This window comes from Streptomyces varsoviensis (genome assembly GCF_000718635.1).
Taxonomy (GTDB): domain Bacteria; phylum Actinomycetota; class Actinomycetes; order Streptomycetales; family Streptomycetaceae; genus Streptomyces; species Streptomyces varsoviensis.
On sequence record NZ_JOBF01000033.1, the window covers coordinates 15657 to 30314 of the forward strand.

The window sequence follows — 14658 nt, forward strand, 5'->3', positions numbered from 1 at the left end:
GCTGGGGCGGCCGGTGCAGACGGTGGTCCGGGACGCGGTGGTGCCGTGGCGTGAGGAGGACGTCTCGGGCCTCGGGGCGGAGGCCGCGTGGGCGGAGTCGGAGCGATGGGGGGCCGAGGAGCGGGCGCACCGCTTCGACCTCGGTGAACCGCCCCTGCTGCGCGTGATGTTGGTCAAGGTCGGCGCGGAGCGCCACCGCATGCTGGTGACCGTCCATCACCTCGTGGTGGACGGCTGGTCGTTGCCGGTCATGTTCCGTGAGTTGTGGGCATGCTACGCGGCAGGCGGCAGCGGCCGTGAACTGCCTGCCGCCGCCCAGCATCGCGAGCATGCGGCGTGGTTCGCGCGGCAGGACGTGGCGGCGGCGGGCGAGGCGTGGCGGGCCGCGCTCGCCGGGGCGGAGGAGCCCACGCTCGTGGCCCCGGCCGCTGCCACGGGGCGGCCGGACGCGCCGGGCCGGGTGACGGCCCAGTCGGACCGCGAGCTGGCGGCCGCGCTGACCGCGCTCGCTCGGGACCACGGCGTGACGCTGAACACGGTGGTGCAGGCCGCTTGGGCCGTGGTGGTCGGCCAGTTGGCGGGCCGCAGTGATGTGGTATTCGGGGCGACGGTGGCGGGGCGGCCCGCTGACCTGCCAGGTATGGCGGAGATGCTGGGGCTGTTCATCAACACCGTGCCGGTGCGGGTGGTGCTGGAGCCGGGGCGGACCGTCGCCGAGACGCTTGCCGGGCTTCAGGCGCAGCAGTCGGCCCTCCTCGACCATCAGCACCTGGGCCTGAGCGCCATCCAGCGACTTGCCGGACCCGGCGCAACTTTCGACACCTTGCTCGCCTTCGAGAACTACCCGGGCGCTCTGACCGACTCGCCGCCCCTCGACGGGCTGACGCTGACGGACGCCAAAGTGCGCGGGTCGACCAACTTCGCGGTGGCGCTCGGCGTCATTCCGGGCGACGTGCTGCGGCTGCACCTCGACTACCAGCCGGATCGTGTTGACCGGTCGCAAGCCGCGCGCATGGGCGGTCGGCTGCTGCGGGTGCTGGGACAGATCGCGGCGGACCCGCGGACCCGGATCGGCGACCTCGATGTGCTCGACGAGGCCGAGCGCACGCAGGTCGTCGAGCGGTGGAACGACACCGGGCTCCAGGTCTCGGCGCGCACGGTCCTCGACCTCTACGCGCAGTGGCCGCAACGCTCGCCGCACGCGCCGGCGGTGCGATGCGGCCCCGAAGAGCTGACATACGGGGAGCTGGAGGGGCGGGCGAACCGGCTGGCGCGGTACCTGACCAGGCTGGGTGTGGGGCGGGAGTCGCGGGTGGGGCTGTGCCTGCCGCGCGGGGTGGACATGATCGTAGGGCTGCTGGCGGTGTGGAAGGCGGGCGGCGCGTACGTGCCGCTCGACCCGGAGTACCCGCCGGATCGGCTCGCCTACATGGTCGCCGACAGCGGCGCGACGGTCGTCCTGGCGACCGTGGAGAGCGCGCCCTTGGTGTCGGACAGCGCGGCACGCGTCGTGGCGCTGGACGGGCAGCCCGAATCCGACGAAATCGACGCCCAGTCAAATACGCAACTGAACACGGTGGTTGACCCGCACCAGTTGGCATATGTGATCTATACGTCCGGTTCGACGGGGCGCCCGAAAGGCGTGGCTGTCGCGCACGGGGGCGTGGCGAACCTCGCCCAAGCCATGCGGCCCGTGCTGGGCGTGACCGAGGGCGTGACGGCGCTTCAGTTCGCGTCCTTCAGCTTCGACGCCGCCGTCCTGGACGTGGCGGTCACCCTCGGGGCCGGGGGCACGCTGGCGATCGCTTCGAGCGACGAGCGCACCGAGCCGGAAGCGCTCGCCCGGACGATCCACGCCGCCGGCGTGAAGGTGGCGAGCGTCGTCCCCTCGCTCCTGGGCGTGCTGGACCCGGCCGCCGTCTCCGGCGTCGAGAACTGGGTGGTGGGCGCGGAGCGGGTGACCGCGGACCTGGCCGCGCGGTGGCGCGCCGCGTCGCGGGTGTGGGTCGCGTACGGGCCGACCGAGGCGAGCGTGATCACGACATCGGCCCTGGTGGCGGAGGGCATCGGCGCGCAGGACGCGCCGCCGGCGGTCGGCCGCCCCATCGGCAACGTCCAGGTTTTCGTCCTGGACGGCTTCCTGCGCCCGGTGCCCCCCGGGGTGATGGGCGAGCTGTACGTGGCCGGGGCCGGGCTGGCGCGCGGTTACGTGGGCCGGCCGGGGCTGACGGCGGAGCGGTTCGTCGCCTCGCCCTTCGTGCCCGGTGTGCGGATGTACCGCTCGGGCGACCTGGCGCGGTGGACGGCCGACGGACAGGCCGAGTTCCTCGGCCGGGCCGACGAGCAGGTCAAGATCCGCGGCTTCCGCGTCGAACCCGGCGAGATCGAAGCGGTCCTGACGGCCCATCCGGAAGTCGCGCGCGCCGCGGTGGTCGTACGCGAGGACCGGCCCGGCGAACAGCGGCTGGTCGGCTATGTCGTGCCCGAGGGGCCGGACGTCGACGTGCGGCCGCTGAGCGAGTACGCGGCCGGGGCGCTGCCCGAGTACATGGTGCCGAGCGCCCTCATGGTCCTGGACTCCCTGCCGCTCACCGTGAACGGCAAGCTCGACAGGGCCGCCCTGCCCGCCCCCGAGACCACGGCGATGGACGGCAGGGCGCCCGAGACGGCGGTCGAAGCGGTGCTGTGCGGACTGTTCGCCGAGGTGCTGGGCCTGGAGCGGGTGGGCGCCGACGACAGCTTCTTCGGCCTCGGCGGCGACTCGATCATGTCGATGCTGCTGGTCTCGCACGCCCGGCGCGCGGGCCTGCTGATCACGAGCCGGCAGATCTTCGAGCAGCGGACCCCGGCGGGGCTGGCGACGGTGGCCGTGGCGGCCGGCGACGTGGACCTCCGCGACGAGGTGCCCGGCATCGGCGAAGTGCCGCTGACGCCCGTCATGCATGAGCTGCTGGACCGGGTCGGCCCGGAGCGCGTAGCCCAAGTCATCCAACAGGCAGCGGTGTTGACCCCGGCTGACATGGATTTCGCAGCCCTGAAGCATGCCGTGCAAGCCGTGATGGGGCGTCACGACCTGCTGCGCGCCCGACTGGAGACGTCGCCGTACCGCCAGTTGGTGGTGCCGGAGGCGGCGGTTTCCGTCGACGGGCTCGTACGACGGGTGGACGCGTCGCCGAAGGCGGGACGGCCAGGGCCGCTCGACGAGGGGGAGTGGGCTGATCTGCTCGGCGAGCAGGTGCGGGAGGCCGCGCGGCGGCTGGATCCGTCCGCCGGAGTGATGGTGCAGGCGGTGTGGCTGGACGCCGGGCCGGGGGAGCGGGGCCGGCTGCTGGTGGTCGCGGAGCACCTGGTGGTGGACACGGTGTCCTGGCAGGTCCTGCTGCCCGACCTGGCGGAGGCGTACGAAGAGTCGGCGGACGGCCGCCGCCCCGCGCCGGCTCCCGTTCCGGTGTCGTTCCGGCGGTGGGCCCGCGACCTGTCGGCGGAGGCGGGCGACGCGGGCCGGGTGGCCGAGCTGCCGGACTGGTGCGACCTGCTGCGCGGCGCGGACACGCCGCTGACGGACGTGCCCGTGGACCCGGACCGCGATGTCGAGGCGACCGTGCGGCGCGTCGCGGTGACGCTCCCCGTCGATGTCGCTTCCGCCGTGCTGGCAGGCGTCCCGGTCGCGTTCCACGCCGGGATCGATGACGTGCTGCTGGCCGGGCTGGCGGTCGCGGTGGGCGAGTGGCGGGGCCGCCAGGCGGAGGGTGGCTTCCTGGTCGACGTGGAAGGGCACGGGCGGACGTCGGAGGCGGACCTGTCGCGGACGGTGGGCTGGTTCACCGGCATCCGGCCGGTGCGGCTGGACGCCGGGCAGGTCGACACGGCCGAGCTACGGGCAGGGGGCGCGGTCGCCGGTCGGGTGCTCAAGCGCGTAAAGGAGCAGATACGTGCCGTGCCCGGGGACGGCCGTGGGTACGGCATGCTGCGCCACCTCAACCCCGAGACCGCGCCCGTACTGGCCGACCTGCCGTCGGCGCAGATCGGGTTCAACTACCTCGGCCGGATCGCCGGCCGCGAGGGCGACTGGCAGCCGCTCCTGGCGACCGAACTCGACGGCAGCGTTGCCGGGGAGTTCCCTGTGATGCATGCCCTGGAAGCGCTGGGAGCGGTACGCGACACCGCCGACGGCCCGGAGCTGACGCTCACTCTGGCCTGGCCGGAACGGGTGCTGGAGGCGGACGCCGTAAGGCAGTTGCTGACTGGCTGGGCGGCAGCGCTGAGCGGCCTGGCCGCGCACGTGGAGCGTACCGGGAGCGGCGGACACACGCCGTCCGACTTCCCCCTCGTGGACCTCACACAGCGTCAGGTGGAGGAACTGGAGGCGCGGGCCCCCGGGCTGGTCGAGGTGCTGCCGGTCTCGCCCCTGCAAGAGGGGCTGCTCGCGGGTGGGCTTCCGGGTGGTGCCGGGGCTGGGGCGGCCGGTGCAGACGGTGGTCCGGGACGCGGTGGTGCCGTGGCGTGAGGAGGACGTCTCGGGCCTGGGCGCGGAGGCCGCGTGGGCGGAGTCGGAGCGATGGGGGGCCGAGGAGCGGTCCAGGCGCTTCGACCTCGGCGAACCACCGTTGCTGCGCGTGCTGTTGGCCAAGGTCGGCCCGGACCGCCACCGCATGATGGTGACACTTCATCACCTCGTGCTGGACGGCTGGTCCCTGCCCATCTTGCTGGACGAGCTGTGGGCGTGCTACGCGGCGAGCGGCAGCGGTCGCGGGCTGCCTGCCGCCGCCCAGCACCGCGAGCATGTGGCGTGGCTCGCGCGGCAGGACGTGCCGGCGGCGAATGAGGCGTGGCGGGCCGCCCTCGCGGGGGCGGAGGAGCCCACGCTCGTGGCCCCGGCGGCCGGTACGGGAACGTCGGCCGCCCCGGCGCGCGTGACGACCCTGACGGGACGGGAGCTGGCGGCCGCGCTCGGCGAGCTGTCCCGCGTGTGCGGGGTCACCTTGAACACGGTGGTGCAGGCCGCTTGGGCCGTGGTGGTCGGCCAGTTGGCGGGCCGCAGTGATGTGGTGTTCGGGGCGACGGTGGCCGGGCGGCCCGCTGACCTGCCGGGCATGGCGGAGATGCTGGGGCTGTTCATCAACACCGTGCCGGTGCGGGTGGTGCTGGAGCCGGGACGGACCGTCGCCGAGACGCTGGCCGGGCTTCAGGCGGAGCAGTCGGCCCTCCTCGACCATCAGCACCTGGGCCTGAGCGCCATCCAGCGACTTGCCGGGCCCGGCGCGACCTTCGACACCTTGCTCGCCTTCGAGAACTACCCGGGCGACCCCGCCGTGCCCCCGTCCGCTGAAGGGCTGACGCTCACGGACACGGAGATCCGCGAATCGACCAACTTTGCCCTCACCCTCAGTGTGAACCCCGCCGACGACCTCGGCCTCTGGCTCGACTACAGGCCCGACCTGCTCGACGAGGAGAGCGTACGGGCCGTGGCCGCGCGACTGGTGCGCGTGCTGGAACAGATGGCCGCCGACCCCGGGGCCCGGGTGGGCGACATCGACCCCCTCGACCCCGAGGAGCGCTCCCGCGTGGTGGGGGAGTGGAACGCCACCGCTCGGCCACTGGAGGCCGCGGGCACGGTGCCGGAACTCTTCGCCGCCTGGGCCCGCTCGGCCCCGGACGCGGCGGCCGTGCGGTGCGGTGCGGACCTGTTGTCGTACGGAGAGTTGGAAGGTCGGGCGAATCGGCTGGCGCGGTACCTGGCCAGGCTGGGTGTGGGGCGTGAGTCGCGGGTGGGGCTGTGCCTGCCGCGCGGGGTGGACATGGTCGTGGGGCTGCTGGCGGTGTGGAAGGCGGGCGGCGCGTACGTGCCGCTCGACCCCGAATACCCGGCGGACCGCCTCTCCTACATGGCCGCCGACAGCGGCGTGTCCGTGGTGGTGGCGACCGCGCGAACGGCCGCCGACGTGCCGCCCGGGCTGAGGATGCTGCTGCTGGACGAAGCGGCGGAGGCCGTGCGCCTGGAGTCCACAGAGCCTCTGCAACGGCCCATAGGGGACGGCCAATTGGCGTATGTGATCTATACGTCCGGTTCGACGGGTCGTCCGAAGGGTGTGGCGGTCGCGCACGGCGGTGTGGCGAATCTGGCGCAGGTCATGCGGCCGGTGCTGGGTGTGGGGGAAGGGGTGACGGCGCTTCAGTTCGCGTCGTTCAGCTTCGACGCGGCCGTGCTGGATGTGGCGGTGACCTTGGGCGGCGGCGGCACCCTCGCCATCGCGTCGAGTGAGGAGCGTACGGAGCCGGAGGCCCTGGCCCGGATGATCGCGGCGGCCGGCGTGAGCGTGGCGAGCGTCGTCCCGTCGCTGCTGGGCGTGCTGGACCCGGCCGCCGTGCCGGGCGTACGGAACTGGGTGCTGGGCGCGGAGCGGCTGACCTCGGATCTGGCGGCGCGGTGGCGGGCCGGGGCGCAGGTCTGGAACACGTACGGCCCGACCGAGGCCACCGTGATCACCACGGCCACGCCGCTGGCGGAGGGCATCGGTGCGCAGGACGCGCCGCCCGCCATCGGGAGCCCCATCGGCAACGCCCAGGTTTACGTCCTCGACGAGTTCCTGCGGCCGGTACCCGTGGGAGTGACGGGAGAGCTGTACGTAGCCGGGGCCGGGCTCGCGCGCGGCTATGTGGGGCGCGCGGACCTGACGGCGGATCGGTTCGTGGCGTGCCCCTTCATCGCGGGTGCGCGGATGTACCGCTCGGGCGACCTGGCACGGTGGACGGCTGACGGGCTGTTGGAGTTCGCGGGGCGCGCCGACGAGCAGGTCAAGATCCGGGGCTTCCGCGTCGAGCCGGGCGAGGTGGAGTCCGTACTGGCCTCCCACCCCGGCGTGGCCCAGGCGGCCGTGGTACTCCGTGAGGACCGGCCGGGCGAACGGCAGTTGATCGCGTACGCCGTCCCTGTCGCTGCTTCCTCTCGGTCTCCGTATCCGACTTCCGCAGGCGACGCCACCGTCTCTGACGGCGTGTCCGGCCGGGCGGCTGTCGGTGTCTACGACTCGGAGGCTGACGGTGTGCCCGGTCCGGAGGCTGACGACGCGTCCGGTTCGGGGGTTGACCGCGTGTCCGGCCCGGAGGCTGACGACGCGTCCGGTCCGGGGAGTGGCGGCGTGTCCGGCCCGGAGTCCGGTGGTTCGCCCGTCGGCTCCTCCGGCAGCGTGCTCGACGGCGCGGCGCTGAGGGAGTTCGCCGGGGCTCGGCTGCCCGACTACATGGTCCCGGTGGCGGTGGTGCTCCTGGACGCGCTGCCGTTGACCGCCAACGGGAAGCTCGACCGGGCCGCGCTGCCCGCGCCGGACTTCGCCGAGCGGGCACCGGGCCGGGCCCCGGTCGGTGCGACGGAGGAACTCCTGTGCGCGCTGTTCGGCGAGGTGCTGGGCATGGACCAGGTCGGGGCCGAGGACAGCTTCTTCAGGCTGGGCGGCGACTCCATCATGTCGATGCTGCTGGTGTCGAACGCCCGCCGCGCCGGTCTGCTGATCACGAGCCGGCAGGTCTTCGAGCAGCGGACGCCGGCCGGGCTGGCGGCGGTCGCCGGGGTGTCCGAGGACGCGGCCGACGGCGCGGAGCCCCGCGACGAGTTGCCCGGCGTCGGCGAAGTGCCGCTGACCCCGGTGATGCACGAGCTGCTGGACCGGGTCGGCCCGGAAAACGCGGGCCGAGTGGTCCAGTCGAGCGTCCTGGTGACGCCTGCGGACGCCGACTTCGCGGCCTTGTCGGACGCGGTGCGTGTGGTGATGGGCCGTCACGATGTGTTGCGGGCGCGGTTGGAGGTGGACCCGTACCGGAGGCTGGTGGTCCCGGAGGCGGTCCCCGGCGACCAGTTCGTACGGCGGGTGGACGCGTCGGCGATGGCGGGGCGGCCGGAGGCCGCATGGCCGGTCCTGCTCGACCAGCAGGTGCGTGCGGCGGCGGAGCGGTTGGACCCGATGGCGGGCGTGATGGTTCAGGCCGTGTGGCTGGACGCCGGCCCGGGGCGGCAGGGGCGGCTGCTGGTGGTCGCCGATCACCTGGTGGTGGACACCGTGTCGTGGCAGGTGCTGCTGCCCGACCTGGCCTATGCGTACGGGGAGTTGGCGGCTGAACGGCAGCCGAAGCTCGACCTGGTTCCGGTGTCGTTCCGGCGGTGGGCCCATGACCTGTCGGCCGAGGCGGCGACCGCCGAACGCGTGGCCGAGCTGGCGGAGTGGTCCGAGCTGCTGCGGGGCGCCGACACGTTGCTGACCGATCGGCCCGTGGACCCGAGCCGTGACATCGAGGCGACCGTGCGGCGGGTTTCGGCGACGGTGCCGGCCGAAGCCACTTCGGCCCTGCTCACCGCTGTTCCGGCCGCGTTCCACGCGGGCATCGACGACGTGCTGCTGGCCGGGCTGGCGGCCGCGGTGCGCGAGTGGCGAGACGGCCGGGCGGAGGGCGGCGGTGATGCGGAGGGCGGCTGCGATGCGGACAGCGCCCGCGATGCGGACAGCGCCCGCGATGCGGACAGTGGCGGCTTCCTGGTGGACGTGGAGGGGCACGGGCGCACGTCGGAGGCGGACCTGTCGCGGACGGTGGGCTGGTTCACCAACGTCCGGCCGGTGCGGCTGGACGCGGGGCAGGTCGACGCGGCCGAGGTACGGTCGGGTGGCGCCGCTGCCGGTCGGGTGCTCAAGCGCGTAAAGGAGCAGGTGCGCGCGGTGCCCGGGGACGGGCTGGGCTACGGCATGCTGCGCCGCCTCAATGCCGAGACCGCGCCCGTACTGGCCGACCTGCCGTCGGCGCAGATCGGGTTCAACTACCTGGGAAGGGTCTCCACCGCCGAGGGGGTGACGCCCGGCCCGGACGCGGCCGTCGCCGACTGGACCGTGACCGGCGAGACCGATCCGGGCAGGCTCGGACCTGACGGAGCCGCGTACGGTCGGGGCCCGACAGCGTACGGTCATGGCCCAGAGGCGTACGGCCATAATCTCGCCGCGTACGGTCAGGGCGGCCCAGACGCGAACGGTCATAGCCCCGCCGCGTACGGTCAGGACCCAAACGCGTACGGACATAGCCCGGACGCGTACGGTCAGGACCCCGCCGCGGAGCTGCCCGTTATGCACGCCCTGGAGATCCTGGGCCTGGTGCGCGACGTGGCCGGGGGCTCGGGACCGGAGCTGACGCTCACCCTCTCCTGGCCGGAGCGGCTGCTGGACGAGGGGGCGGCGCGGGCGCTGCTCGACGGCTGGGCGGCGATGCTGACCGGTCTCGCCGCGCACGTGACCGTCCCCGCTACCGCCGATGCCCCCGCCGTCGGTGGCTACTCGCCCTCGGACTTCCCCCTTGTCGACCTGTCGCAGGAGAGCGTGGAGGAGTTGGAGGCGGCGGTGCCGGGGCTGGTGGACATATGGCCGCTGTCGCCCCTGCAAGAAGGGCTGCTCTTCCACTCCGCCTTCGACGACGACGGGACGGACGTGTACGGCGGGCAGCGGGCCCTCGCCCTGGAGGGGCCGCTGGACGTCGGGCGGCTACGGGCGTCCTGGGACGCGGTGTTCACCCGGCATCCGGGGCTGCGCGCGAGCTTCCACCAGCTCGCTTCGGGCGAGGCGGTGCAGGCGATCGCGCATGAGGTGGCGGTGCCGTGGCGGGAGGCCGACCTGTCGGGTCTGGCCGAGGTGGAGTCGTCGGCGGCGATGGCGCGGCTGACGGCGAGTGAGCTGGCGGAGCGCTTCGATGTGACGACGGCCCCGCTGCTGCGGCTGCTGCTCGTCCGGACCGGGGAAGAGCGCCACCTGCTTGTCATGACGACACATCACATCATCCTCGACGGCTGGTCGTTGTCGACGATGCTCAACGACCTGACGACGGCGTACGCGGCGGGCGGCGACCGTGGCGCGTTGCCTCGGGCGCTGCCCTACCGGGAGTACCTGGCCTGGCTGGGACGCCAGGACGTGGCGGCGACACGCTCCGCGTGGCAGGCGGAGCTGGCGGGTGCGGACGAGCCGACGCGCGTGGCACCGGCGGACGCGGTGCGGGTGCCGATGCAGCCCGAGCCGGTGTTCCGGCGGTGCGGCGAAGAGTTGACGCGGGCGCTGACGGGCCTGGCCCGGGAGCACGGCTTGACGGTGGCGACTGTGCTGCGAGGCGCCTGGGCGCTGGTGCTGGCGCGGCTCGCGGGCCGTTCCGACGTGGTGTTCGGCAGCACGGTGGCGGGGCGCCCGGCGGATCTGCCGGGGGTGCAGTCGGCGATCGGCCTGTTCATCAACACGCTGCCGGTGCGGGTGGCTCTGACGGCCGGGCAGCCGGTCATCGAGATGCTCGCCGAGTTGCAGGAACGCCAAGTCCGGCTGATGGGGCATCAGTACATGGGCCTGGCGGAGATCAACCGCCTCGCCGGCCCCGGCGCGGAGTTCGACACGCTGGTGGTGTACGAGAACTACCCCCGGCCGGCCGAACAGCCTGGCGGCCCCGGCACTTTGACCATGCGTCCCACCGGCCGTCCGCAGGACGCCAGCCACTATCCACTGGCGCTCATCGCCAACCCCGGGGACCGGCTGGAAGTCCAGCTCGACTACCGGCCGGACGTATACGACCGGCCCACCGCAGAAGCGATCGCCGATCGGCTGATGCGGGTGCTGGAGCAACTTGCCGCCGACCCGTCGGCCCCAGTGGCCCGTATCGACCTGCTGGCCCCCGCGGAACGCGAGCTGCTGGCGGGTTGGAACGCCACCACGCGTCCGCGGGCGGCGCGGACGGTGCTGGATCTCTTCGCCGCCTGGGCCGCCGCGACCCCGGATGCCGTCGCCGTGCGCTGCGGCTCCGAAGCGCTGTCGTATGGAGAGTTGGAAGGTCGGGCGAATCGACTGGCGCGCTATCTCTTCCGGCTGGGTGTGGGGCGGGAGTCGCGGGTGGGCCTGTGCCTGCCGCGTGGCGTCGAGATGATCGTGGGGCTGCTGGCGGTGTGGAAGGCGGGCGGGGCGTACGTACCGCTCGACCCGGAGTATCCGGCGGACCGGCTCGCCTACATGGTCAGGGACAGCGGAGCCTCGGTCGTCCTGACGACCGCCGAGACGGCCGGCGCGGTGGTGGAGGGCGCCGCCCGGAGCGTAGTCGTGCTGGGGGAGGTGGCGGAGGCCATCGAGGCGGAGTCGGCAGACCCCTTCCAATGCGCGCTCGAAGCAGACCAGTTGGCGTATGTGATCTATACGTCCGGTTCGACGGGCCGCCCGAAGGGCGTGGCGGTCGCGCATGGTGGTGTGGCGAACCTGGCGGAGGTCATGCGGCCGGTACTCGGGGTGGGCGAAGGGGTGACGGCCCTTCAGTTCGCGTCCTTCAGTTTCGACGCGGCCGTGCTGGATGTGGCGGTGACCTTGGGCAGCGGCGGGACGCTGGCGATCGCGTCGAGTGAGGAGCGTACGGAGCCGGAGGCCCTGGCCCGGATGATCGAGGCGGCCGGCGTGAGCGTGGCGAGTGTCGTCCCGTCGCTGCTGAGCGTCCTCGATCCGGCTGCCGTGCCGGGCGTACGGAACTGGGTGCTGGGCGCGGAGCGGCTGACGGCGGATCTGGCGGCGCGGTGGCGGGCCGGTGCCCAGGTGTGGAACACGTACGGTCCGACCGAGGCGACGGTGATCACGACGGCGACGCCGCTGGCTGCCGGTATCGGTGCGCAGGACGCGCCCCCGCCCGTGGGGCGTCCGCTCGGGAACGTTCAGACGTATGTGCTGGATGATTTTCTGTGGCCGGTGCCGCCTGGTGTGACGGGTGAGCTGTACGTGGCCGGGGCCGGGCTGGCGCGCGGCTATGTGGGTCGTGCGGGGCTGACGGCGGAGCGGTTCGTGGCCTGCCCCTTTGTGCCCGGGGCGCGGATGTATCGCTCGGGTGACCTGGCTCGGTGGACGGTCGGCGGGTTGTTGGAGTTCGCGGGGCGGGCGGATGAGCAGGTCAAGATTAGGGGGTTCCGGGTCGAGCCGGGTGAGGTGGAGTCGGTCCTGGCGGCTCATCCGGATGTGGCCCAGGCAGCAGTCGTCGTACGCGAGGACCGGCCGGGGGAGAAACGGCTGATCGGCTACGTGGTGGCCCGTACCAACGGCGACGGGCCCGCCGCCGACGCCCATCTCGCGCCCGATGGCGGCCACGCTCGGAGCGGCGAGCACGCGCCCGAGCCCCCGCCGTCGCCCCAGACGCTCGCGTCGTGGCCGGCGGTCTTGCGGGAGCACGTCGCCGGTTCCGTGCCGGAGTACATGGTTCCGGCGGCCGTGGTGGTCCTGGACGCCCTGCCGCTCACCGTGAACGGAAAGCTGGACAAGACCGCGCTCCCCGCCCCGGACTTCGGCGAGCGGGCGACGGGCCGCGCCCCCGCCGGAGCGGCCGAAGAGCTGCTGTGCGCGCTGTTCGCCGAAGTGCTCGGGCTGGAGCGGGTGAGCGCCGAGGACAGCTTCTTCGAGCTGGGCGGCGACTCCATCATGTCGATGCAGCTCGCGTCGCGGGCGCGGCGCTCCGGATGGGTGGTGACCCCGCGCCAGGTCTTCGAGGAGAAGACCGTGGAGCGGCTGGCGCAGGTCGCGGAACCGGTCCGAGGGGCCGCGGACGAACCGGGCGATGTCGGCGTGGGCGAGGTGCCCTGGACGCCCGCGATGCGGGCGCTCGGCGCGTCGGCCGCCGGCCCGCGGTTCGCGCAGTGGTCCGTGCTGACCGCCCCTCCGGGGCTGGGCCTCGATGTGCTGGCGGCCGGCGTCGGCGCGCTGGTGGACGCGCACGACATGCTGCGAGCGCGCGTGGTACTCGACGGCCCCGAGCCCGCCTTCGTGGTGGCCGAGCCCGGTTCGGTGGACGCGGCAGCACTCGTCGTACGCGTCGACGCCGAAGTGGCCTCGGGCCCCGGGGGCGAGGGCGAGGCGTCGGACGCCCGCGTGGGCGGTACGGCCCGACGGGCGACCAAATGGGAATCCGTAGCCGTAGCCGAGGCCGGGCCCGAGCCCGAGGCCGGGCGTGAGTCCGAGAGCGGGCGCGAGCCCTCCGAGCCCGAGGCCGAGACCGGGCCTGAGCTCGAGACCGGGCCTGAGCCCGAGACCGGGCCCGAGCCCCCCGAGCCCGAGGCCGAGACCGGGCCTGAGCTCGACGGCGAGGCCACGGCCGCGCCCCTGCCCGCGCCCACGGCCGAGACGCTGCCCGTGCTCCCGGCCGCGCCCCCGCCCGTACTCATGGGCGAGGCTCTGGACGCGCCCATGGCCGAGCCCCCGCCCGCGCTCGCGACTGAGCCCCTGCCCGCGCTCGCGGCCGAGCCCCCGCCCGTACTCCCGCCCGTACTCCCAGCCGAGCCCCGACCCGTACTCACGGACGAGGCTCTGGACGCGCTCGCTGCGGACGCGGCCCGGCGGGCCGTCGAGTGGCTGGACCCGGCCGCCGGGGTGATGGTGCGGGCGGTGTGGCTGGACGCCGGGGCCGGGCGGGCCGGCCGGGTCGTGCTGGTGGCGCATCACCTCGCGGTGGACGGCGTGTCCTGGCGGATTCTGCTGCCGGACCTCCAGGCGGCGTGCGAGGCGGCGGCAGCGGGCCGGGACCCCGCGCCCGATCCCGTGGGCACGTCGTTCCGCCGCTGGGCCCGGCTGCTGGCGGCTCAGGCCCGTAGCGAGGAGCGGCGGGCCGAGCTGCCCGCCTGGGCCGCGGTGCTCGGCGAGCCCGAGCCGCTTCTGGGGCGGCGGGCGCTCGATCCGGCGCGGGATACGGCCGCGACCTGGCGGGAGCGTTCCTGGTCGGTGCCCTCGCCGGATGCCGCCACCCTGGCGAGCCGCACGCTGGCCGTCTTCCACTGCGGTGTCCACGAGGTGCTGCTCTCCGCGCTGGCCGGGGCCGTGGCGCAGTGGCGGCCGCCCGGCAACGCCGCCGCGGGAGTGCTGCTGGACATCGAGGGGCACGGCCGGGAGCCGCTGGCGGGCGCCGATCTGTCCCGTACGGTCGGCTGGTTCACCGCCGTGCACCCGGCCCGGCTGAAGACGGCCGGTATCGATCTGCACCGTGCCCGGGCGGGCGGCCCGGCCGCCGGTGAGCTGCTGAAAGCGGTTAAGGAGCAACTACGGTCCGTACCCGGCGACGGGCTGGGCCACGGCATGCTGCGCCATCTCGATCCGGAGACGGGGCCGGTGCTGGCCGGGCTGGCGGTACCGCAGATCGGGTTCAACTACCTGGGCCGGTTCGCCGCCAGTAAGAGCACGACCACCCCCGCCTGGCAGCCGGCCGGCGCGGCCGCCGTGGGCGGCTCCGCCGAGCCGGGCATGCCGGTGGCGCACGCCCTGGAGGCGGGCGCGGTGATCCGGGACACGGCGGAGGGGCCGGAGCTGACCCTCACCCTGGGCTGGGCCGGCGGGCTGCTGGACGAGGGCGCGGTCGAACGGCTCGCCCAGGGCTGGCTGGCGATGCTGTCCGGGCTGGCCGCGCACACCGCCGACCCCGGCGCGGGCGGGCACACCCCCTCCGACTTCCTCCTCCCGGCCCTCGCACAGGACGAAGTCGACGAGTTCGAGGACGAGTTCGAGGACGACTTCGGGGACGGCTTCCCTGTCGAGGTCGAGGTCGAGGCCGATGTCGAAGCCGAGGCCGAGGCCGAGTTCGACGGCGGGCACGCCGATGGTCCCGCACGCCCCCCTGCACACCATTCGTTGTAAGGAGAAAGAG

General features: G+C 73.9%; 2 protein-coding genes. Both read left to right on the forward strand.

What is annotated here, in order from left to right; all coding sequences use genetic code 11:
* The first annotated feature begins 13 nt into the window (after positions 1–13).
* Positions 14–4507: a non-ribosomal peptide synthetase gene (locus IF55_RS32135; protein ID WP_157857239.1), complete on the forward strand. Its 4494-nt coding sequence runs from the start codon at positions 14–16 to the stop codon at positions 4505–4507.
* The gene (locus IF55_RS40990; protein WP_048832928.1) at positions 4431–14648 is read left to right on the forward strand and encodes a non-ribosomal peptide synthetase; all 10218 of its coding nucleotides are present in this window, start codon (positions 4431–4433) and stop codon (positions 14646–14648) included. The genes IF55_RS32135 and IF55_RS40990 overlap by 77 nt, the downstream gene beginning before the upstream one ends.
* Positions 14649–14658: the final 10 nt, after the last annotated feature.